The organism is Streptomyces sp. NPDC054047 (genome assembly GCF_055585065.1).
Genome location: NZ_JBVJKV010000009.1, coordinates 81,625 through 102,371, shown reverse-complemented (window position 1 = coordinate 102,371; position 20,747 = coordinate 81,625). Strand labels below are relative to the sequence as shown.

The 20,747-nt window shown below is 72.5% G+C and carries 19 protein-coding genes; 7 read left to right on the top strand and 12 right to left on the bottom strand.

From position 1 onward, the window contains the following. Window positions 1-30: 30 nt before the first annotated feature. Window positions 31-417 carry a GntR family transcriptional regulator gene (locus ACZ6ZP_RS29170; protein WP_351171384.1) on the bottom strand — a complete coding sequence of 129 codons (387 nt, stop codon included), beginning with the start codon at window positions 415-417 and terminating at the stop codon, window positions 31-33. Between the two features lie 70 nt (window positions 418-487). On the opposite strand from ACZ6ZP_RS29170, the gene ACZ6ZP_RS29165 reads away from it, so the two are divergent. Both ACZ6ZP_RS29165 and ACZ6ZP_RS29160 read left to right on the top strand, forming a co-directional pair. Continuing rightward, window positions 488-1,417: a GNAT family N-acetyltransferase gene (locus tag ACZ6ZP_RS29165; protein WP_351171381.1), complete on the top strand. Its 930-nt coding sequence runs from the start codon at window positions 488-490 to the stop codon at window positions 1,415-1,417. Then, entirely contained in the window at window positions 1,398-1,913 is a 516-nt protein-coding gene (locus ACZ6ZP_RS29160; protein ID WP_468614823.1) for a ribonuclease FAU-1 family protein, read from the top strand. The genes ACZ6ZP_RS29165 and ACZ6ZP_RS29160 overlap by 20 nt, the downstream gene beginning before the upstream one ends. Window positions 1,914-1,924: 11 nt before the next feature. Here ACZ6ZP_RS29160 and ACZ6ZP_RS29155 read toward each other — a convergent pair whose 3' ends face one another. Next, entirely contained in the window at window positions 1,925-3,397 is a 1,473-nt protein-coding gene (locus ACZ6ZP_RS29155; RefSeq protein WP_469408948.1) for a methyltransferase domain-containing protein, read from the bottom strand. A gap of 108 nt (window positions 3,398-3,505) precedes the next feature. Here ACZ6ZP_RS29155 and ACZ6ZP_RS29150 point away from each other — a divergent pair, with 108 nt between their 5' ends. Next, window positions 3,506-3,646: a hypothetical protein gene (locus ACZ6ZP_RS29150; RefSeq protein ID WP_351171372.1), complete on the top strand. Its 141-nt coding sequence runs from the start codon at window positions 3,506-3,508 to the stop codon at window positions 3,644-3,646. 27 nt (window positions 3,647-3,673) lie between these two features. Here the strand turns inward: ACZ6ZP_RS29150 and ACZ6ZP_RS29145 are convergent, their stop codons facing one another. The 4 genes from ACZ6ZP_RS29145 to ACZ6ZP_RS29130 are packed head-to-tail and all read right to left on the bottom strand — an operon-like array spanning window position 3,674 to window position 7,146. Next, complete coding sequence (locus tag ACZ6ZP_RS29145) at window positions 3,674-4,117, bottom strand: GNAT family N-acetyltransferase (protein WP_351171369.1); 444 nt, start codon at window positions 4,115-4,117, stop codon at window positions 3,674-3,676. Next, a complete protein-coding gene (locus tag ACZ6ZP_RS29140; RefSeq protein ID WP_361469940.1) occupies window positions 4,114-5,622 on the bottom strand; it encodes a tripartite tricarboxylate transporter permease in 1,509 nt (502 codons plus the stop codon). Before ACZ6ZP_RS29140 ends, ACZ6ZP_RS29145 begins: the two co-directional genes overlap by 4 nt. 1 nt (window position 5,623) lies before the next feature. Then, window positions 5,624-6,166, bottom strand: a complete 543-nt coding sequence (locus tag ACZ6ZP_RS29135) for a tripartite tricarboxylate transporter TctB family protein (protein ID WP_351171363.1) — start codon at window positions 6,164-6,166, stop codon at window positions 5,624-5,626. Next, window positions 6,163-7,146 (bottom strand): Bug family tripartite tricarboxylate transporter substrate binding protein, encoded by a 984-nt coding sequence (locus ACZ6ZP_RS29130; protein ID WP_351171438.1) that lies wholly within the window; start codon window positions 7,144-7,146, stop codon window positions 6,163-6,165. Before ACZ6ZP_RS29130 ends, ACZ6ZP_RS29135 begins: the two co-directional genes overlap by 4 nt. Window positions 7,147-7,381: 235 nt before the next feature. On the opposite strand from ACZ6ZP_RS29130, the gene ACZ6ZP_RS29125 reads away from it, so the two are divergent. Continuing rightward, window positions 7,382-8,068 carry a response regulator gene (locus ACZ6ZP_RS29125; protein ID WP_351171360.1) on the top strand — a complete coding sequence of 229 codons (687 nt, stop codon included), beginning with the start codon at window positions 7,382-7,384 and terminating at the stop codon, window positions 8,066-8,068. A 27-nt stretch (window positions 8,069-8,095) separates the two neighbouring features. Here the strand turns inward: ACZ6ZP_RS29125 and dgt are convergent, their stop codons facing one another. After that, window positions 8,096-9,421 carry a dGTP triphosphohydrolase gene (gene dgt / locus ACZ6ZP_RS29120; RefSeq protein WP_351171357.1) on the bottom strand — a complete coding sequence of 442 codons (1,326 nt, stop codon included), beginning with the start codon at window positions 9,419-9,421 and terminating at the stop codon, window positions 8,096-8,098. Between the two features lie 291 nt (window positions 9,422-9,712). Here dgt and ACZ6ZP_RS29115 point away from each other — a divergent pair, with 291 nt between their 5' ends. Further along, window positions 9,713-10,726 (top strand): lytic polysaccharide monooxygenase auxiliary activity family 9 protein, encoded by a 1,014-nt coding sequence (locus ACZ6ZP_RS29115; RefSeq protein WP_469408945.1) that lies wholly within the window; start codon window positions 9,713-9,715, stop codon window positions 10,724-10,726. Between the two features lie 77 nt (window positions 10,727-10,803). Here ACZ6ZP_RS29115 and ACZ6ZP_RS29110 read toward each other — a convergent pair whose 3' ends face one another. The 5 genes from ACZ6ZP_RS29110 to ACZ6ZP_RS29090 all read right to left on the bottom strand — a co-directional run bounded on the left by ACZ6ZP_RS29110 (window position 10,804) and on the right by ACZ6ZP_RS29090 (window position 18,328). Next, a complete protein-coding gene (locus ACZ6ZP_RS29110) occupies window positions 10,804-11,679 on the bottom strand; it encodes an esterase/lipase family protein (RefSeq protein ID WP_469408943.1) in 876 nt (291 codons plus the stop codon). A 157-nt stretch (window positions 11,680-11,836) separates the two neighbouring features. After that, complete coding sequence (locus ACZ6ZP_RS29105; protein WP_351171348.1) at window positions 11,837-12,505, bottom strand: response regulator transcription factor; 669 nt, start codon at window positions 12,503-12,505, stop codon at window positions 11,837-11,839. Further along, window positions 12,502-13,806: a sensor histidine kinase gene (locus tag ACZ6ZP_RS29100; RefSeq protein ID WP_469408941.1), complete on the bottom strand. Its 1,305-nt coding sequence runs from the start codon at window positions 13,804-13,806 to the stop codon at window positions 12,502-12,504. The genes ACZ6ZP_RS29105 and ACZ6ZP_RS29100 overlap by 4 nt, the downstream gene beginning before the upstream one ends. Before the next feature lie 92 nt (window positions 13,807-13,898). Then, window positions 13,899-14,873: a DNA polymerase Y family protein gene (locus ACZ6ZP_RS29095; RefSeq protein WP_351171342.1), complete on the bottom strand. Its 975-nt coding sequence runs from the start codon at window positions 14,871-14,873 to the stop codon at window positions 13,899-13,901. Continuing rightward, window positions 14,870-18,328 (bottom strand): DNA polymerase III subunit alpha, encoded by a 3,459-nt coding sequence (locus tag ACZ6ZP_RS29090; RefSeq protein WP_469408938.1) that lies wholly within the window; start codon window positions 18,326-18,328, stop codon window positions 14,870-14,872. Before ACZ6ZP_RS29090 ends, ACZ6ZP_RS29095 begins: the two co-directional genes overlap by 4 nt. Before the next feature lie 163 nt (window positions 18,329-18,491). Here ACZ6ZP_RS29090 and ACZ6ZP_RS29085 point away from each other — a divergent pair, with 163 nt between their 5' ends. Together ACZ6ZP_RS29085 and ACZ6ZP_RS29080 are read left to right on the top strand one after the other, a co-directional pair. After that, window positions 18,492-19,547, top strand: a complete 1,056-nt coding sequence (locus tag ACZ6ZP_RS29085; RefSeq protein WP_351171336.1) for a DUF3533 domain-containing protein — start codon at window positions 18,492-18,494, stop codon at window positions 19,545-19,547. Window positions 19,548-19,599: 52 nt separating this feature from the next. Continuing rightward, the gene (locus ACZ6ZP_RS29080; RefSeq protein WP_351171333.1) at window positions 19,600-20,745 is read left to right on the top strand and encodes an AAA family ATPase; all 1,146 of its coding nucleotides are present in this window, start codon (window positions 19,600-19,602) and stop codon (window positions 20,743-20,745) included. Window positions 20,746-20,747: the final 2 nt, after the last annotated feature.

Genomic DNA, 20,747 nt, shown 5'->3' with positions numbered 1-20,747 from the left:
CAAGGCCTCACGCACCGCCCCGGTGCGGTCTCACCCCGAGTCCCCGTAGGCCGCGCGCACCGCGTCCCGCGCGGCGGCCAGCGCCGCGGCCTCGGAGAGCCCGAGCCGCTGAGCCCGCTCGGCGAAAGCCTGGGCCGCGGCCGAAGCCTCCCGCGCCGCCGCGTCACCGGCCGCCGCCACGAACGTCCCGTGCCGCCCCCGCGTCTCGATCACCCCGTCCCCCTCAAGGGCCCGATACGCCTTGGCCACCGTGTTGGCGGCCAGCCCCAGCTCCTGGGCGAGCCCCCGCACGGTCGGCAACTTGTACCCCACCGGCAGCACTCCGCCGCGCGCCTGCTCGGCGATCTGGGCCCGCACCTGCTCGTAGGACGGCACACCACCCGCACCGCCACCGTCGATCTCGATCTTCAAGGTCACGCGGTGATTGTCCCGCACCCCCGGAAAATAGGAGGCATCCCGGCGCGCCCCGCGCGTAGCGTGCGGCACCATGACCGTCCTAGTCCGCGCCCTGCGCCCCGGCAGCAGACCCGATGCCGAGGCCTTCGCCGCCGTCCGTCGCGCCTGCGTACCCGCCATGCTCGCCACGGCCGATTCGATCCAGTTCGACCTGGCGCACGCCCATCCCCGCTCCCACTACCGCCAGTTGGTCGCCGAGGCCGACGGGGAGATCATCGGCACGGCGCAGGTGGGCGTCGCCCACGACAGCCCCGAACCCGGCCAGGGCTTCGCCAACGTCTACGTACTCCCGGAGCGGCGCGGGCTCGGCGCCGGTTCGCTGATCCTGCGGACGGCGCAGGAGTACCTCGCGGACCAGGACGCCACCACGGTCTTCTCCTGGGTCCTCGACGAGCCCGCGAACCGCGCCTTCGCCGCCGGGCGCGGCTACCGCGCGAGCCGTTCGGCCCACTTCCTCCGCCTCGACCTGGCGGGCGGCGCGCTGCCGCCCCGCCAAGAGCCGCCCGCGGGCGTGGAGTTGCGTACGGGGGCGGAGTTCGGGGACGACCCGCGGGCCCTCTTCGAGCTGGACGCGGAGACGGTCGCGGACGAACCGGGCGATGTGGCAGCTCAGTTCACGGACTACGAGCACTGGCTCGCCGAGACCTGGCACCACCCCTTGGTGAACCGCGAACTGACCTCGGTGGCGATGGTGGACGGCCGTCCCGCGGCCTTCACCCTGGCCCGCACGGACGACGCGTCGCGCTACGCGAGCGGCATGACCGGCACGGCACGCGCGTTCCGCGGACGCGGGCTCGCCAAGCTCGCCAAGAACGACTCCCTGCACCGGGCGCGGGCCGCTGGCTGCACCGAGGCGTTCACCGGCAACGACGCCGGGAACGGCCCGATGCTGGCGATCAACAAATGGTTCGGCTACGAGATCTGCGCAACGGAGGTACGCCATGTCCGAGACCTCGGCTGATACGTCGACGGCCGACAAGGTGGAGGTCGTCCTGACGAAGGCGGGCCGCACGAAGATCCGCTATCCGGCGGAGGTGGTCGCGGACGACGGCACCGTGGTGACGGTCCGCGCACCCTGGGCGGCGGACGGGGTGCGGGACTTCGGCTTCGTACGCTTCGAGCCGGGCGACGTCTTCACGGAGCACTACTGGCGTGACCGCTGGTACGCCGTGAAGGAGGTCCGCACGTCCACCGGCGTCCTGAAGGGCTGGTACTGCGACGTGACCCGGCCCGCGGTACGGGACGGCGCCACGCTCACGGTGGAGGACCTGGACCTGGACCTGTGGTGCTCGGCGGACGGCGGGACGGTCCTGCGCCTGGACGAGGACGAGTTCGCCGAGAGCGGCCTCGCCGAGCGCGATCCCGCCGCCGCCTCGGCTGCCCTGGCCGCCCTCGACGTCTTGGAGGGCCTGGCGCGCGGGGGCGGCTCCCTCTCGCCGGCTCCGCCCCTCCCCTAAGCGGACTCGCGTCAGCCTCCGACCACCAGCTCCACCTCGAACCCCGCCCCGTCCTCCAGGTAAGCGGCACGGTGCTCCTCCCCTCCCGCGAACGGATGCCGCTCCGGGAAGAGCAAGGACCACCCGTGCTCCGGGGCCCGTGCCACGAGACGGTCAAGCTCCGCCGCGCCCGTCACGTGGAACGCCAGGTGATTGAGGCCGGGCAGCCGCCGGTCATGCGCCTCGCCCCGCATGTCCGGCGACTGCTCCAGCACCACGTACGTCGCACCCCGCCGCCAGCTGCCGCCTCTCTCCCACCGCTGCTCACGGACATGCCCCAACTCCCCCAGCAGCCAGCCCCACGAGGCCTCCGCGGCGGCGAAGTCCGTTACCCAGAGCTCGACATGGTGCGCGCCCCGCGCGGGTGCGAGGGCGACCGCCCGCTCGGGCCCGCCCCTCTCGTACCGCACCGCGTCCCCCTCCTCCTGCCAGTGCAGGGCGAACCTCTGCCCCGTCCGCCACGCCTCAAGTGCCGCCCTGCAGTACGCGACCATGTCGTCCGGCAGTGCGTCCGCTCTGTGCCAGCTCAGTCCGTCGCACTTCTCGGGCTCCGCGTTGAAGGGTTCGCCGCCCGTGCCGTACGTCGCCTCGAAGAACCAGCCGATGCGGGCAGCCTCGCCCGGGCCGCGGTGCTGGAGGACCAGTTCGGCGCTCACGTCCTCGGGGGCCAGGTCGAGGCCGATCTCCTCCTTCGCCTCACGGATCACCGCCGTGCGGACGTCCTCGCCGGGCTCGACGTGGCCGGAGGGGACGTTGAACAGGCCGTCGCCGTAACCGGTGTTGGCGCGGCGGGCCAGCAGGACCTCGTCGCCGCGGCGGAGGATCAGGTGGACGTCCACCACCTCCTTGTGGCGGCTGGGGGCGGGGATGACCGCCACCACCGCGTAGCGCTCGTCCTCCACCCTTCTCCCCCACAGCCGCTCGTCGCCCGACAGGCGTTCGGAGTGGAGGTGCGTGGCCAGGGGAGTGAGCGCGTCGACCAGGCGGGACGCGGGGATGCCGGAGGGGTTCGTCGTGCCCCAGACGCCCTCGACGAGAACCAGGCGGCCGCCGGGCCGCAGCAGCCCGCACCAGTGCCGCAGCGCCGCCTCCGGGTCCGGCAGCGTCCACAGCACGTGCCGGACCAGAATCGCGTCGAAGCGGCGCCCCTGAACGGGCGGCTCGCCCGCGTCGCCGACCAGCACTTCCGCGGCGTGCCCCGCCAGCTTCTCGCGGGCCCGCTCCACCATGCCCGGGGACAGGTCCACCGCCGTGACGCGGTGTCCTGCCTCGGCCGCGAGCAGAGACAGGCTTCCGGTGCCGCAGCCCAGGTCAAGCACGTCGCCGGTGGCCGGAAGCCAGTCCCGCAGGCGCTCCGCCCACGCCTCCCGCACCGCCGGGTCCCGCAGCCCGTGGTCCGGCTCTTCGTCAAAGGTGGCCGCCTCGGCGTCCCAGTCGATCCGCATCCGGCGATGGTGACACCCGCCACTGACAATCCCTCTCCGACGAGAAACCCTCCCGGCAGAGGTCTACAGACGTCCCACCTTGGACATCGGTAGTACAGGGAGGCAGCCATGCGCCGTGTGACCGTGCACAAGACCGTCGGGAAGCCCACCAATCGGCAGATCCGGGAGAAGTTCGAGGCCGAGGAGCGGCCCCGCGAGCGCCCCGAGGTCCGCAAGGACGTCCAGCGGACCTGGTGGCCGGACGGGTGAGCCCCGGCGCCCGCGGGGCGCGCACCGCTAGAGGCGCTTCCTGTAGTGGTAGCGGTCGTACGGACCGTCCACTCTGCGCTCCACCATCTCGTAGCCGTACCGAGGGTAGATCTTCTGGTTCTCCCACATCATCGCGTTCGTGTAGAGCCTGACCTCGGGCAGTCCGAGCGACCGCGCCCGGTCGTCCACGAACGTGAGCAGGCGGCGGCCCACTCCTTGGCCCGCCGCCTCGGGGTGGACCGCGATGCTGTCCAGGAAGAGGTGGTCCTCGTACGGGACGAGGACCAGGACGCCCACCACCGGGTCCCCGGTGACGTACACCCGCCCCGCCGCCACCTCCGCCGCGTGGTCCGCCTCCATGGGGACGGGCACGACACCGATGCGCTCGATGTAGGGGTGGTAGGCCGCGTACGTCACCGCCTGCACGGCGGGGACGTCGGCGGCGCCGGCGAGGCGGATGTCGGGTGTCATGCCTTTACGTCTACGTCAGTCCTCCCGCCCCGCACCAGCAGTTTCTTCAGGAGCGGCCAGAGCACGATCAGCGCGATGATCACGTACACCGTGATCGAGAAGGGCGTGTCGACCAGGCCGCTGACGCTGCCGTCGCTGATCTGGAGGGCACGGCGCAGCTGCTGCTCGGCGTTCGGGCCGAGGATGACGCCGATGACGGCGGGCAGGATGGGCAGTCCGTAGCGCCGCATGCCGAAGCCGATCAGGCCGATGATCAGCAGGATCACCAGGTCGAGCGCCTCGCCGCCCACCGCGTACGCGCCCACCGCAGCGAAGAAGAGGATGCCCGCGTAGAGGTAGGGCCTGGGGATGCGAAGGAGCTTCGCCCAGACCGGGGCCAGCGGCAGGTTCAGGGCCAGGAGCAGGACCATGCCGACGAAGAGGGACGCGATCAGGCCCCACACCAGGTCCGGTTCGCGCTCGAAGAGGAGCGGGCCGGGCTGGATGCCGTACTGCTGGAAGGCGGCGAGCATCACGGCCGCCACCGCCGTCGTGGGCAGGCCGAGCGTCAGCATGGAGACGAGGGTTCCGGCCGCCGATGCCGATGCCGCCGACTCGGGGCCCGCCACTCCCTCGATCGCGCCCTTGCCCCACTCGTCCTTGTGCTGGGACAGGCGCTTCTCGGTGACGTACGAGAGGAAGGTGGGGATCTCGGCGCCGCCCGCGGGGATCGCGCCGAACGGGAAGCCGATGAGCGGGCCGCGCAGCCAGGACTTCCAGGTGCGCTTCACGTCCGCCCTGCCCAGCCAGGGGCGGCCGACCGGGATCGCCTCGCCGCTGGTGCGCCGCAGGTGGGCGGCGACCCACAGGGCCTCGCCGATCGCGAAGAGGCCCACCGCGACGATCACCACGTCGATGCCGTCGGCGAGTTGGAGCGAGCCGAAGGTCAGGCGCTGCTGGCCGGTCATCTGGTCCAGGCCGACCAGGCCGAGGGTGAGGCCGATGAGGAGCGAGGCCAGTCCCCGTACGCGCGAGGAGCCGAGGACGGAGGTCACGGCGATGAACGCGAGCACCATGATGGCGAAGTAGTCGGGCGCCCCGATGTCGACCGCGAGGTCGGCGACCGTCGGCGCGAGCGCCACCAGGAGGATCGTGCCGATGATGCCGCCCGCGAAGTGCCCGATGGCGGCGGCCGCGAGCGCTTGTGCGCCGCGCCCCGCCTTGGCCATCGGGTTGCCTTCCATCGCCGCCACCACCGCGGCGCTCTCGCCCGGTGTGTTGAGCAGGATGGAGGTCGTCGAGCCGCCGAACATCGCTCCGTAGTAGATGCCGGCGAACATGATGAACGCGCCGGTCGGCTCCAGGCCGTACGTCACGGGCAGCAGGAGTGCCACCGCCATCGCGGGGCCGATGCCGGGCAGGACGCCGATCGCGGTGCCCAGGAGCACGCCGACGGCGGCCCAGAGCAGGTTCATGGGGGTGAGGGCCGTGCCGAAGCCGTCCATCAGGGAGTTGAAGGCGTTCATGTCACAGCACTCCCATCAGCGGTCCGCCGGGGAGCGGCACCCCGAGCAGGTTGTTGAAGACGACGTACGTGAAGAGGGAGAGCCCTGCCGCGATGAGCGGATCGCGGTCCAGGTGGCGGCTGCCGAGCGCGTACGCGGCGCCCCAGAAGAGCAGGGCGCCCGCGATGGGGAAGCCGAGCGGTTCGATGAGGACGGCGGCGCCGAGGAAGACCCCGGCCAGGAGCAGCACGGTGCGCCAGTCGGCTGGTTCGGACAGGTCGATGTCCTCGCCGCCCTCGGCCTCGCCGCGGCCGCCGCGCAGGACGTCGACGGCGAGGATCACGGCGACGGCCAGGAGTCCGATGCCGACGGCGACGGGAACCGTCTTGGGGCCGATCGGGCCGCGCTGGGCGATCTCGACGTCCATGGTGAGCGCGTCGGTGAGGACGAGGGCGCCGAGGGCCAACAGCATGACGCAGACGCCGAGTTCGGAGTGTTCGCGCAGCCAGGCACGGCGGCTGTTCCGGTGCTCGCCGGGCGCGGTTTCGGGGGTCGACGTCGTCACAGTCCCAGCTCCTTCAGCACGGACACCACGCTCTTGTCCTGGGCGGCCAGGAAGTCGCCGAACTTGTCGCCGGTGAGGAAGGCGTCGTCCCAGCCGTTGGTCTTGAGGGACTTGCGCCACTCAGGGGAGTCGTGGAGCTTCCTGACCAGGCCGGTGAGCTTCTTGCGTTCGGCTTCGGAGAGGCCGGGCGGGGCCACGATGCCGCGCCAGTTGGTGAAGTCGACGTCGTAGCCCGACTCCTTGAGGGTCGGTCCGTCCAGGCCCTTGGCCCGCTTGGGTCCGGTGGTGGCAAGCAGGCGCAGTTCGCCCGACTTGATCTGGTCGAGGTACTCGCCGACGCCCGAGACGCCGAAGGCGACCTTCTTGCCGAGGATCGAGGCGAGGAGTTCGCCGCCGCCGTCGAAGGGAACGTAGTTGACCTTCTTCGGGTCGATCCCGGCGGCGCGCGCCATGAGCATGGGGGCGAGGTGGTCGGGGCCGCCGGGGGAAGAGCCGCCGCCGACGGGGAGTTTGCCGGGGTTCTTCTTCCAGGCGGTGACGAGCTGCTTGATGTCCTTGTACGGCGAGTCCTTGGCGACCACGACGACGTCCGGCTCTTCGGTGAGGCGGGCGATCGGGGTGGTGTCGGCGAGGGTCTTGGCCGAGTCGTTGGAGCGTGCGGCGCCCACCACGCCCAGGCCCATGGACATCGCGAGCTTGCCGTTGCCGTGCTCGCCGACGAGGCGGCTGAGGCCGACGGTGCCGCCGGCGCCGGGCAGGTTGAACACCTCGATGTTGTGGGTGAGTCCGGCGTCCTCGGCGTTCTTCGCCGCGGTGCGGGCGGTGATGTCGTAGCCGCCGCCCGGCGTGTTGGGGACCATGAAGCGCAGGCCGGGGATCTGTGTGCCGGTCTCGGCGCCGCTGCCCGTGGAGAGCAGCGGCGGGCCGGCGAGCACGAGCAGCGCGGCCCCGAGCAGGGCAAGGGGTGTGCGCAGACGCACGTGTGCCACCACCTGTCGGTACGTAGTCGTACGGCGTCGTACGCGGTCGGTACGGAGTCGCACGGGGGAATGGACGGCGGCCGGGTTCCCCGTGGGGGCGGGAGCCCGGCCGCCGTCCGCGGGGACGGGGATACCTGTGAGGTGGCCCACATGTTGCCTGGGCGTTAAGAAGCTGTCTCTCTTCCGGAATCAACGGACGTTGTGGTCGTTGTGGTCGCGCCCATAGCCTGCGGCGATGACAAGGGTGCTGGTCGTGGACGACGACTTCATGGTCGCCAAACTGCACAGCCGTTATGTGTCCGCGGTGGACGGGTTCTCGGTGGTGGGAGTGGCGCACAGTGGGGCTCAGGCGCTGGCGGCGGCGGAGCGGCTGCGCCCCGATCTCGTACTCCTCGACATCTATCTGCCCGATATGGACGGCATCGCGGTGCTACGGGAGTTGCGGGCCGTCGAGGAGCGCGACCGGGACCGGCAGCCGCTGGACGCGCTGTTCATCACGGCGGCGCGGGACGCGGAGATCGTGCGGGCCGCGCTGCGGGCGGGAGCGGTGCACTACCTGATCAAGCCGTTCAACCAGGCGGCGCTGCGCGAGCAGTTGCTGCACGTGGCGGCGTTGCGGGCCCGCCTGGCCGGCCTGGACGAGGCACGCCAGGAGGACGTGGACCAGCTCTTCGGCCCCCGCCCGCCCGGCTCCCGCGAACTCCCGAAGGGCCTGGCGGCACACACCGCGGACCTGGTCGAGCAGACGCTGCGGGGGCACCCGGACGGCCTCTCCGCCTCGGAGTGCGCGCAGGAGGGCACGCTCTCGCGGGTCAGCGCGCGCCGTTACCTGGAGTTCTTCGCGGACACGGGGCGGGTCGAGGTGACGCTCCGGTACGGGGGGACGGGGCGGCCGGAGCGGCGGTATCGGTGGGTGCGGTAGCGGGCGGACCGCAGGGCTTTTTCGGCGTCACAGCCACACGTTGTCGTTGACCGAGCCGAGGCCCGTGCCGGACAGGCGGCGGTGCAGGGCCAGGGCCTGGTCCTCGGTGAGCGAGGCGACGTGGTCGGCGGCGGCCCGCAGCCGGTCGCCGTGCAGCGCCAGCTCCTCGGCGCGGTCGGGAGGCAGCAGCTCGGGCGCGTCATGGCTCCAGCGCAGCAGCTCGCCGACCACGCGCCGCTTGCCGTGCTGCTGGGTGGCGAGCGCGGGGCGGTCGATGACGTAGCACCACACCAGCTCCTTGAGCAGATCGCAGGCCGCCCGCCGCTCGGCCGGGATCACCAGGCGTGCCCCGTACCGGATCGCGGCGGGGCCGCCCACCTCCAGCTCGATGCCGCGGGTGAAGTACGAGATCAGGTCGGCGGTGCGCCGGTTGACCGCGACCGCGTCCTCGTGGCTGCCGCTGTAGGGGGCGTGCACCGCGAGGCGCTTGCCGATGTCCGCCATCAGGAGCAGCGCCGCGGCGCGGTCGAACGCCTCGCCCGCCCGCTCCCGCTTGGCCTGTACGTAGTCGAGGAAGCGGCGGGTCTCGCGCTCGGTGTCGCCGCCCGCGGCTCCGTCCGGCGGGAACAGCGCGGCCAGCGGGATCAGGCCCGTGCGGTAGAAGTCCTCCACGTCGTGGCAGGCGTAGGTGACGTCGTCCGCCCAGTCCATGACCTGCTCCTCGACCGGTACGGCGGTGTCGGTGCGATCGGCCCGCACCCACGCGAACGCCTCGCGGTCGGCGACGTACACGCCCCACTTCACGTGCCGCGCCGGATTCCGGTCGACCGGCGCCCGCTCCCACGGGTATTTGGTGGACGCGTCAAGACAGGCGCGGGTCAGGTGCAGTCCGCGGTGGCCCGGGTACTTGTGGGCGGCGAGGAAGGTCAGCACCCTCAAGGTCTGGGCGTTGCCCTCGAAGCTGTCCAGGACACCGTCCGCGAAGTGCAGTTCGTCCATCGTGTCGCGCAGCGCCAGCTCGCCGGCGTGCCCGAAGGGCGGATGGCCGATGTCGTGCGCCATGCAGGCCGCTTCGACGAGCGCGGGATTGGGCCCGCCGTACTTGCGCTCCAGGCGCTCGGCCATGCGCCGGCCGAGCTGGGCCACCTTCATCGAGTGCGTGAGCCGTGTGTGGTAGGCGCCGAGCTCGGCGCTGGCCACCACCTGGCTCTTGCCCGCGAGGGCCCGCCACTGCGTCGAGTACAGGATGCGGTCCACGTCGTGCTCGAACCCGGACCGCTGTCCGTCGTCGGACACCCGGCGCCGCAGGGAGTGCTGCTCTAGATCCTCGTCGCTGTATCTGGCTGGTCGCATGCGCGGATGGTACGGCCTGCTCCCCCGGACCGTCCCCTGGCGCACGTACTGGGCGAACCGGCCCTCACGGGGGCTCAGCCTCAGCCCTCGGTTAGCCCTCCCTTAAGTCGACCATAAAGATCACCATCACCCCCTTCCAGCAGGCGAATTCGGGGATTTCAGCGGCTAGTTTTCTCGTCGCCGGGCCGGTTACGAACCGTCGGCGCCGCACGCAATCGGGGGGCGGCACCGGCCGTTCGCAACCGTCTCGTGTCCCCCACCCCCCAGAACCGCCGCTGAGGAGAACCACTCATGACCGCACGTCGAAGCAAGGTCGCCGCGATCGCCGCCGCGGGCATCGCCCCGCTCGCCCTGACCGCCCTGTCGGCCGCCCCCGCCGCCGCGCACGGTTCGATGACCGACCCGGTGAGCCGTGTCTCCGCGTGCTTCCAGGAAGGCCCGGAGTCGCCGACCTCCGCCGCCTGCAAGGCGGCTGTCGCGGCCAGTGGCGCGCAGGCCTTCTACGACTGGAACGGCGTGAACATCGCCAACGCCGCGGGCAAGTCGAAGGAGATCATCCCCGACGGCAAGCTGTGCAGCGCGGGCAACGACAAGTACAAGGGTCTCGACCTGCCGCGCGCCGACTGGCCGTCCAGCAAGATGTCCGGCGGCAACCACACCTTCCGCTACAAGGGCACCGCCCCGCACAAGGGCTCCTTCGAGCTGTACATCACCAAGGACTCGTACGACCCGACCAAGCCCCTGAAGTGGTCGGACCTGGAGGAGAAGCCCTTCGTCGACGTCGCCGACCCGAAGATGGAGAACGGCGACTACGTCTTCGACGGCAAGGTCCCGGCCAAGTCGGGCCGTCACCTGATCTACTCGGTCTGGCAGCGCTCGGACTCCCCCGAGGCCTTCTACACCTGCTCCGACGTCGTCTTCGGCAAGGACAGCGGCGGCGCGGCGGCTGCTCCGGCCCCGGCCGCCTCCGCGCCCTCCGAAAAGGACATCGCCGCGGGCGCGGAGAAGTCCACCGTCGAGCACCACGGCCACGGCGACAGCGACGCGAAGACGGGCGCCGAAGCCTCCGAGGCGGCCCCGGCCGCGGGTGACGGCGCGGCGCCGGGTGACGACGCCGCCGCGAACGAGCCCGAGGTGAACGGCGGCGCCGAGAAGCCCGTCGCGGCCACGAACGAGAACCTCGCCGAGACCGGCGGCGACAGCACCACCCCGTACATCGCGATCGGCGGCGCCGCCGCCCTGGCCGTCGGTGCCGCGGCCATGTTCGGCACGGCCCGCCGCCGCACGGCGCGCCACGGCCGCTGAGCCTGAGCTGAACCTCCGCTGACGCACGGAGCAGCCGCTGACCTCGGTCAGCGGCTGCTCTCGGTTCCGGTCTCGGTTCAGGAGAAGCAGGTGCTCGGCGTCGCGTGCGCCGGGTCCAGCGCGTTGGCGACCTCGTGGTGCGCGACCCGGTCGAGGATGCCTATCGCCACGTGCTCCGACAGGTCCACGGGGCAGAGGTCCTGGATGGTCACGTTGCGTACGTCAGGGCCGTTCAGGAATTGCGTGCGGTACGGGGTGACCACCTCGTCGTACTTGGTGGCGATGACGGTGTAGCGCACGCCGGGGACGGTGTCACCGCCTTCGTTGAGTTTGGTCAGGAACGGCGATCCGGCCACCTGGTCGGCGAGGCTCGGGGTCTTGGTGGTGAGCAGGTCCTCGATGCCGGGGAAGTGGGGCAGCAGCCTGGTCAGGCCGAGCAGGGTGGTGCCGTGGTTGTCGGGCGCGAGGCCGACCAGGGCGTTCACCTTCTGGGCGCCGCCGAGGAACTTCAGGTAGTAGCGGGGCATCATGCCGCCCTGCGAGTGGCCCACGAGGTCCGCTTCGGCTGCGCCCGTGGCGGCGAGCACCTTGTCGACGAAGCCGTCGAGCTGCTCGGCCGACTTGTCGATCGGGCCGAGCCCGTTGAAGAACGGCACGCCGGGCAGCTGGCCGTAGTCCAGGGAGTAGACGCAGTAGCCGCGCCGCACCAAGTAGGGCGCCAGGACGAGCCAGTTGTCGACGGAGTTGCCGAAGGTGCCGTGCACGAGGACCACGGGGCGCGGGTGGGCTGCGGACGGCTTGCAGTCGTAGTCGTTCCAGCCCCGTGACGAGGCCGCGGAGGCTGCGGACGAAGCGGTGCCGGCGGTCGCCGTGGCGGTGGGGGTGAGGGTGAGCGCGCCCGTCATGAGCAGGGCGGCGGTGAACGCTCTGAGCGCTCGTCTCCAGGGCAGCATCGTGTGATCTCCTTGCGGCTCAAGGGAGTTGCGATGGGTGAGCCCTGTGATCCGGATCACGAGGATGCCGTGCACACGACAAATTAAGGGCGGGCCGTGGAAGTGTGAAGTTACGCGTCAGTAAAAACTTCCAGTAACCACTGGCGCGGTCGCCGCCTCACCGCGGCGGCGAGACAAGCCCCGACTCGTACGCGATGATGACCAGTTGGACCCGGTCACGGGAGTCGAGCTTGGTGAAGAGCCGCGCCACGTGCGCCTTCACCGTGGCCACGGTGATGAACAGCTCGGCCGCGATCTCCGCGTTGGACAGGCCGCGGCCGACCAGCGTGAGCACCTCGCACTCGCGGTCGGTGATGCCGTTCACCGTCCGCCGGGCCCGCGGTCTCGGATCGGGCCGCGCGGCGAACTCCGCGATCAGGCGCCGGGTGACGCTCGGCGCGATCAGGCCGTCCCCGGCGGCCACCACGTGGATCGCCGCGAGGATGTCCTCCAGCGCCATGTCCTTGACGAGGAACCCGCTCGCGCCCGCGCGGAGCGCGCCGTACACGTAGTCGTCGTCGTCGAAGGTGGTGAGGACCAGGACCCGCGTCGCCTCGGCCTCCGCCGTGATCAGGCGGGTGGCCTCGATGCCGTCCATGCCGGGCATGCGGATGTCCATCACGACGACGTCGGGGCGTACGGCGCGGACCAGTCGGACCGCTTCGGCGCCCGTCCCCGCCTCCCCCACGACCTCGATGTCGGGGGTGTCGGCCATCAGGACGCGCAGGCCCGCGCGGACGAGGGGCTGATCGTCGGCGAGTACGACGCGGACGGTGGGGCCGGTCATCGGGCCGCCTCCCGCAGGGGCGCGTCCGGCAGGGGCAGCAGGGCCGTCACCCGGAAGCCGCCTTCGGGGCGCGGGCCCGCGGTGAACCGGCCGTGCAGCAGGGCGACCCGCTCGCGCATGCCGACGAGGCCGAACCCGGTGCCCGCGGGCAGGCCGCCGCGGCCGTCGTCCTCTATGTCGAGGGACAGTTCGCCGTCCCGCCGTTCGACGGTCACCCGGCAGGTGTCCGTTCCCGCGTGCCGTACGACATTGGTGAGGGCCTCCTGGAGGATGCGGAACGCGGCCAGGTCGATGTCGGCGGGCAGCGGCCCGCGCTCCCCGCGCCAGCGGACCTCCGCGCGGACTCCGGCGTCCCGCGCCGAGGCGGCGAGGCGCTCGACGTCGGCGAGGCCGGGGGCGGGTTCGCGGGGCGGCGCGGACGCCTCGCGGACGGAGTGCGCCGTGCCGTCGACGGCCCCCCGCTCCGGCTCGGGCCCCGACTCGGGCCTGCGCAGGGCGACCAGCGTGCGGCGAAGGCCCGCGAGCGTCTCCCTGCTGGTGGCCTCGATGGTGGTGAGCGCGTTGCGCGCCTCTGCGGGCTGGGTGTCGATGACCCTGCTGCCCACGCCCGCCTGGATGGCGATGACGCCGATGCTGTGCGCGATCATGTCGTGCAACTCCCGCGCGATGCGCAGCCGTTCGGCGGTGACGGCCCGCGCCGTGGCCTGGGCGCGCAGCGCGTCGGCGTGCGTACGGCGCTCGCGGGCCGAACTGCCCGCCGTCCAGGCGGCGACGAGGGCGACGGCGACGAACGCCACGGTCTCGCCGTTGTTGCTCGCCCAGCCGGAGGACGGGCAGCCGCCCGCCTGGTACGGGGGGTGGCAGTCGCCGTCGGGCGGGAAGGCGAAGAGGGTGACGGCCTGGGTCGCGAAGGCCATGACGGCGGCGACGACCGAGGTGCGGCGCGGACGGGTGGCGGCGAGATAGCCGATGGCACAGGCCCCGGCCAGCGTCTGCAGATAGCTGACCTCCGTCTTGCGCATCTCCATCGTCGCCGCCACCGCGCCCAGGAGGAGGAAGGCGAGCGCCGGCAGCGGTCTGCGCCGCAGGAGCGAGGCGACCACGGCCGTCAGGGCGATCGACGCGAGGACCATCAGGGTGTCGAAGCCCTGCCGCCCGTGGTCGAAGGTCACGTACGTGACGAACGGGTAGACGACGGCTCCGCTCCAGGCCAGGCCCGTGCGCACGGGTGGCCACAGCCGTCCGGGCGCAAGCCGGCTCCGGCCCTCCCCGGGCAGCGGCTGACCTGGCTCGATGTCCATGCGCCGATCGTATGTGCCCTTTCCTCGCGGGGGTATTGGCCCGCGGTCGTACGCCCAGGGGCTACCGGAGCGACCCGCAGCCGCCGCGGCGGTTACGCCGCCAGCGTTCCCGGCACGATCGCGCCGGGGCCGAACTTCGCCCGCGCCCGGTCGGCCACCGCCTCGATGCGGCGGGCCTTGTCGTCCACCGGGTCGAACATCAGCTGGTGGGCGGCGTGTTCGGCGGGGCCGAGCCCTTCGGCGCGCAGCGATATGCCGCGCACCCGGGCCCGCTGGAGGCCGAGCGCCTCGTACATCCGGTACGCGGATCCGGTCAGCGCGCTGGAGTGCGCGGTCGGCTCGGGCAGCGTACGCGTGCGGGTCGTCGTGGAGCGGTCCGCGTACCGCACGGTGAGGGTCAGGGAGCGGCACACCTGGCCCTCGTCGCGCATCCGCGCACCGAGTTCCTCGGTGAGCGAGAGCAGCGCCCTGCGGTGTCGCGCGGGGTCCAACTCGTCGCGCGGGAAGGGCCGTTCGGCACCGAGGGAGCGGGCGGCGGCGTTCGGCACGACGCGCGCGCGGTCGACACCGCCCGCCTTCTCGCGCAGTTCGCGGCCGGCGCGGGCGCCGACGAGGCGCTGCAGCGTGGACAGCGGCGCCGCGGCCACCTTGCCGACGGAGTCGAGCCCGTACGAGCAGAGGGTGCGGGCGGTGGCGCGGCCGACCCCCGGCAGCTCGGCGACCGGCTTCGCCCCGAGGAACTCCGCGACGGCGTCAGGGTCCGGGCCCACGACCCGGGTCACCCCCGGCGCGGCCTCCCGCACGGCCATCCGCGCCAGCATCGGGCCGGGCCCTGCGCCGATCACGCAGTCCACCCCGCAGTGGGCGAGCGCCCGTACCCGGATCACCGAGGCGATCTCGACGGCGTCCCACCCGAAGTAACGCATCGCCCCGCGCACGTCGACGAGCGCGCCGTCGGGCGGCAGGGCCTCGACGACCGGGCTGAACTCGCCGAGCAGTGCCAGCAGTCGGGGCATGGCGGCCTCGTACATCGGCGGCAGGAGGAACCGTACGCAGAGGGTGCTCATCCCGCGCTCCCCGGGCTCTGGTGCCACAGCTTCCGCCCTGTCGCCGCCCGTTCGCCGGGTGGCTGGAGGTCGGCCCAGGGGTGCATCTCGTACCCCGTGGACATGCGGATGCGACGGCCGGCGTCCGCTGGGGCGCCGTCGGACTCCCCCTCCGATGCCGACGCCGGACCCGGCCCTGGCCCCGGTTCGGCGAGGCGCGCGCCCACCGCGTCGAGCCCGCCCTCCCGCCGCAGCTCCACCAGTTCCGCCAGGTTCCACGCGGCGGCGCCGACCACGCTGAGGCTGCGCGGGCCGCGCCGCTGCACCACTCCGCGGACCAGGAGCAGCCAGGAGTGGAAGACGGTGTGCGCGCACCGTTCGTGGGCGTCGTCGAAGAAGGCCAGGTCGACCAGGCCCGTGCCGTCGTCCAGGGTGGTGAAGATGACCCGTTTCCCGGAGCGGATCGGCGGGGTCTGGGTGGCCGCCTTGGCGCCCGCGACCAGGACGGTCGCCCCGTGTTCGGCCTCCCGCAGGCGCCGGGCCGTCAGGACGCCGAGCTCCCGGAGGAACCGCGCGTGGTCGCTCATGAGATGGCGCGAGGAGTCCATGCCCAGGACGCCGAGCTCGGCGCTGAGCCGCTCGGCGTCGTCCAGGTCGGGCAGCCCGGCGGGGGCCGTCTCGCGCCCGCCGGACAAGGGGAGTTGGCCCCCGGATGCGCCTCGGGAGCCGCGCCGCAGCTCCGTCAGGTGCAGTTGCAGGTCGCGGCGGTTGGCGCCGAACGCGTCGAGCGCGCCGACCTGCGCGAGGCGCTGGGCGACCGGTTTGCCGGGCCTGGCCCGCTCCCAGAAGTCGAGGAGCGAGGCGTAGGGCTGCCCGTCCGCGATCCGCGCGGCCTCGGCCTCGCTGATGCCGTGGACGTCACAGAGCGCGAGGCGCAGGCCCCACCGGTCCGGAGCTGAACCAGAACCGGACACCAGTTCGATACGGTGAGCGACCGCGGACCGGTTCACGTCCAGCGGCAGGATCGGCACCCCACGCCGCCGCGCGTCCGCGAGCAACAGCCGCTTCGGGTACATGCCGGGGTCGTGCGTGAGCAACCCCGCGTAGAACGCGGCCGGATGATGGGCCTTCAGCCACGCCGACTGGTAGGTGGGCACGGCGAAGGCCACCGCGTGCGCCTTGCAGAAGCCGTATGAACCGAAGGCCTCGATGATCTCCCAGGTCCGGCCGATGGTCTCGGCGTCGTACCCCTTCGCCGCCGCCTGCTGCGCGAACCAGAACCGGATCCGCCCCTGGGACTCGGGGTCGGAGAGCCCGCGGCGCACCCGGTCCGCCTCGTCGCGCCCGCAGCCGGTCATGATGTCCACGATCTCGATGATCTGCTCGTGGAAGACGACGACGCCGTACGTCTCCTTGAGCGGCCTCGCCAGGTCCGGATGCGGATAGCGGATGGGCGCGCGGCCGTGCCTCGCCTCGATGAAGGGCCGCACCATGTCGGCGGCGACCGGCCCTGGCCGGAAGAGCGAGATGTCGACGACCAGGTCGTGGAAGGTCGCGGGCTGAAGGCGTCCGACCAGGTCGCGCTGGCCCGGCGACTCGATCTGGAAGCAGCCCAACGTCTCGGTCGACTGGATGAGCCGGTACGTCGCCGGGTCCCCCGGCTCCACCGCGTCCACGTCCACCCGCTCACCCGTGGCCCGCTCGACCTCCCCCACCGCGTACGCCAGCGCCGACTGCATCCGCACGCCGAGCACATCGAGCTTGAGCAGCCCGAGGTCCTCGACGTCCTCCTTGTCGAACTGGGACATGGGAAAGCCCTCGCCGCTGGTGGGCACGACGGGCGTACGCGCGAGCAGCGAGGCGTCGGAGAGCAGCACCCCGCACGGGTGCATGGCGACCCCGCGCGGCAGCGCGTCCAGGGCCTCGACCAGCTCCCACAGACGGCCGTGCTTGTCCACGTCCCCCGCGACCTCGCGCAGTTCGGGCAGTTCCTCCATCGCCGAGCGGGCGTCGCGCGCGCGGATGTGCGGGAAGGACTTGGCGATCTTGTCGATCTCGGCCGGGTCCATGGAGAGGGCGGCGCCCACGTCGCGGATGGCGTGGCGGACCCGGTAGGTCTCGGGCATGGAGACGGTCGCGACCCGCTCGGTGCCGAAGCGGCCGATGATCGCGCGGTAGACCTCCAGGCGGCGGGCCGACTCCACGTCGATGTCGATGTCCGGCAGGACGGACCGCCGCGTCGACAGGAACCGCTCCATGAGCAGGCCGTGCTCGACGGGGTCGGCGTGCGCGATGCCGATGAGGTGGTTGACCAGGGACCCGGCGCCGGAGCCGCGCGCCGCGACCCGGATGCCCAAGTCGCGTACGTCGTCGACCACTTGGGCCACGGTCAGGAAGTAGGAGGCGAAGCCGTGGTACGCGATGATGTCCAGCTCGTGGTGCATCCGCTCCCAGTACTCGCGGTGCCTGTCATAGCCCCGCAGCACCATCCCCGCGGCCGCCCGGGACGCGAGCACGCGCTGGGCGGTGCGGCGGCCCGCGCCGACGAGGTGCGGCTCGGGGAAGCGCACGGAGCCGATGCCGATGTCGTCCTCGGGGTCGACGAGGCACTCGGCGGCGGCCGTCTGCGTCTGCTCGACGAGGCGCTGGGCGGTGTCGCGGCGGAATCCCGCCGCCTCCACGATGCGCTCGGCGTTGCCCAGCATGGCGTCGGCTCCCTTCAACCACCGCTCCCCGCTGTCGAGTTCCTTGCTCGGGTCGACGGGGACGAGGCGGCGCGCGGCGTCGAGCACGTCGGCGACCGGGCCGAGCCCCGCGTCGGCGTAGCGGACGGCGTTGGTCAGGACGGGGCGCACACCCTGCTCGGCGGCGAAGCCGACGGTGCGGGCGGCGAGGCGGAGCGAACCGGGTCCGGTGCCTTCGCGGCCGTGCCAGACGGACTCCAGGCGCAGCGCGTCCCCGTAGCGCTCGCGCCAGGGGGCCAGGAGCCGGACGGCCCGGTCGGGGCGTCCGGCGGCGAGCGCGCGCCCCACGTCGGACGCGGGCCCGAGCAGCACGGTCATGCCGTCGCCGTGGTTCTCCTCCCACGGCAGCACGGGCTGCCCCTCGCCGCCGCGGTGCGCTGCGGTGATCAGGCGGCACAGCGAGGCCCAGCCGGTGGCGCCGTCACGGGCGAGGAAGGTGACACGCGGGGTCGACTCGTCGATGAAGGCACCTCCGCGCACCGGAGTCCGCCGCCGCGCACCGCTCGCCGACGCGGGCTCCCCCACCGCGAGCTCGGTGCCGAACAGCGGCCGCACCCCCGCCTTCGCGCAGGCCTTGGCGAACCGGACGGTGCCCGCGAGGGTGTCCCGGTCGGTGAGCGCGAGGGCGTCCATGCCCCGCTCGGCGGCGCGCTCGGCCAGCCGCTCCGGGTGCGAGGCGCCGTAGCGCGGGGAGAACCCGGAGACGGTGTGCAGATGCGTGAACCCCGGCACACGCACCTCCTGAAACCCTGAACCGATCCGACCTCACATCCCCCGCCTCCACCATAGACCAAGTTTCGAACGCATGTGCGACACCCGAGTCGAACCGCACCCCGCTTCGCCCATTCGGCCCCGCCCACCTGCGGGAACGGCAGGGGCCACGGAGCGTGGGGGCATGAGTTTCACCGATGAGTTGAAGAGCGCCGTCACCCCGCGAGCAGCCCTGCTGGTCATCGGTGTACTGGCCCTGCAGCTGCTGTTCATCGCCTCCTACGTAGGGGCCCTGCACGACCCGAAGCCGAAAGACGTGCCCTTCGGAGTCGTCGCTCCGGGCCCCGCGGCCAAGGAGACCTCCGACAAGCTCGGGAAACTCCCCGGTGAACCGCTCGACCCGCGCGTGGTCGAGGACGAGGCCGCGGCCCGGCACCAGATCATGAACCGCGACATCGACGGCGCCCTGATCGTCGACCCCCGCGGCACCACCGACACCCTTCTGGTCGGCTCCGGCGGCGGCACCGTCCTCGCCACCGCACTGGAGAAGATCGCCACCGAGGTCGACGGGGCCCAGAAGCGGACGGTCAAGACCGTGGACGTGGCCCCCGCCTCCAGCAAGGACTTCGACGGGCTCTCGTCCTTCTACCTGGTCGTCGGCTGGTGCGTCGGCGGCTACCTGTGCGCCTCGATCCTGGCGATCAGCGCGGGCTCCCGGGCCGCCAACGGCCGCCGCGCGCTGATCAGGACCGGCGTCATGGCGCTCTACTCGATCGCGGGCGGCCTGGGCGGCGCGATCATCATCGGGCCGATCCTGGGCGCCCTGCCCGGCAGCATCATGGGCCTGTGGGGCCTGGGCTCCCTCGTCGTCTTCGGGGTCGGCATGATCACGCTCGCCCTGCAGTCGCTCACCGGCATCGTGGGCATCGGCCTCGCCGTCCTGCTCGTCGTGATCGCGGGCAACCCGAGCGCGGGCGGCGCCTTCCCGCTGCCGATGCTGCCGCCGTTCTGGAAGGAGATCGGCCCCTGGCTGCCGCCGGGCGCGGGCACCTGGGTGGCGCGTTCGATCGCGTACTTCAAGGGCAACGCGATCACCGGACCGATGCTGGTGCTCGCCGCCTGGGCGATCGTGGGCACCGCCGTCACCCTGGTCATGTCCTCGCTGCGCGGGGACCGCCAGCCGGGCCAGAAGCCCGCGATGCAGGAGACGGACACGGACACCGGCGCCCACCGCGGGTGAGCCCGAGCGGCGGCCCGGGGCGATTGTCAGACCCGGGTGCGAGTCTTGAGCAATGATCACCACCCTGGCGGTCGAGAACTACCGCTCCCTGCGCAAACTGATCGTCCCCCTGGACCGGCTGAACGTCGTGACGGGCGCGAACGGCACCGGCAAGTCGAGCCTGTACCGCGCGCTGCGGCTGCTCGCCGACTCCGCGCGGGGCGGTGCCGTCTCGGCCCTGGCCCGCGAGGGCGGGCTGCCCTCCGCGCTGTGGGCGGGCCCCGCGAAGGCGGAGCCGACCAGCCTGCGCCTCGGCTTCGCGGGCGACGATTTCGGGTACGCGGTCGACTTCGGGCACCCGGCCCCCACCTCGGGCGCCGGCGCCGAGCCCTCCCTCTTCAATCTCGACCCGGAGATCAAGCGCGAGTGCACCTGGGCGGGCCCTGTGCTGCGCCCCGCCGCACTGCTCTGCGACCGTGCGGGCCCGGCCGTGCGCACCCGCACCGCCGACGGCGGCTGGCACCGCACCCAGGGCATCCGTCCGTACGACAGCATGCTGAGCGAGCTCGCCGACCCGCAGCTCGCCCCCGACCTGCTGCGGCTGCGCGAGCTGATCAGGTCCTGGCGGTTCTACGACCACGTCCGTACGGATGCCGGAGCCCCCGCGAGAGCCGCCCGCATCGGCACCCGCACCCCGGTCCTCGGCCATGACGGCGCCGACCTGGCCGCGGCCCTGCAGACCATCCGCGAGATCGGCGATCCGGCCGCCCTGGACGACGCGGTGGACGACGCCTTCCCCGGCAGCCGGGTGGGCGTCGTCGAGCACGGCGGACGGTTCGAGCTCCAGCTGCACCAGCGCGGACTGACCCGCCCCCTCGGAGCCGCCGAGCTGTCCGACGGCACTTTGCGCTATCTGCTGTGGGCGGCGGCCCTCCTCACCCCCCGGCCGCCCTCGCTCCTGGTCCTGAACGAACCGGAGACGAGCCTGCACCCCGACCTCCTGCGCCCCCTCGCGGATCTGATCCTCACCGCCACGAGGGACACGCAGGTCGTCCTGGTGACCCATGCCCGCCCTCTCGCCGAAGCCGTGGCCAAGGGGGCGGTGCGCCACCGGGTGGACGTCAACTCCATAGAACTGGTGAAGGAGTCGGGGGAGGCGACGGTGGCGGGCCGCGAGAGCCTCCTGGACGAGCCGCTGTGGTACTGGCCGAAGCGCTGATC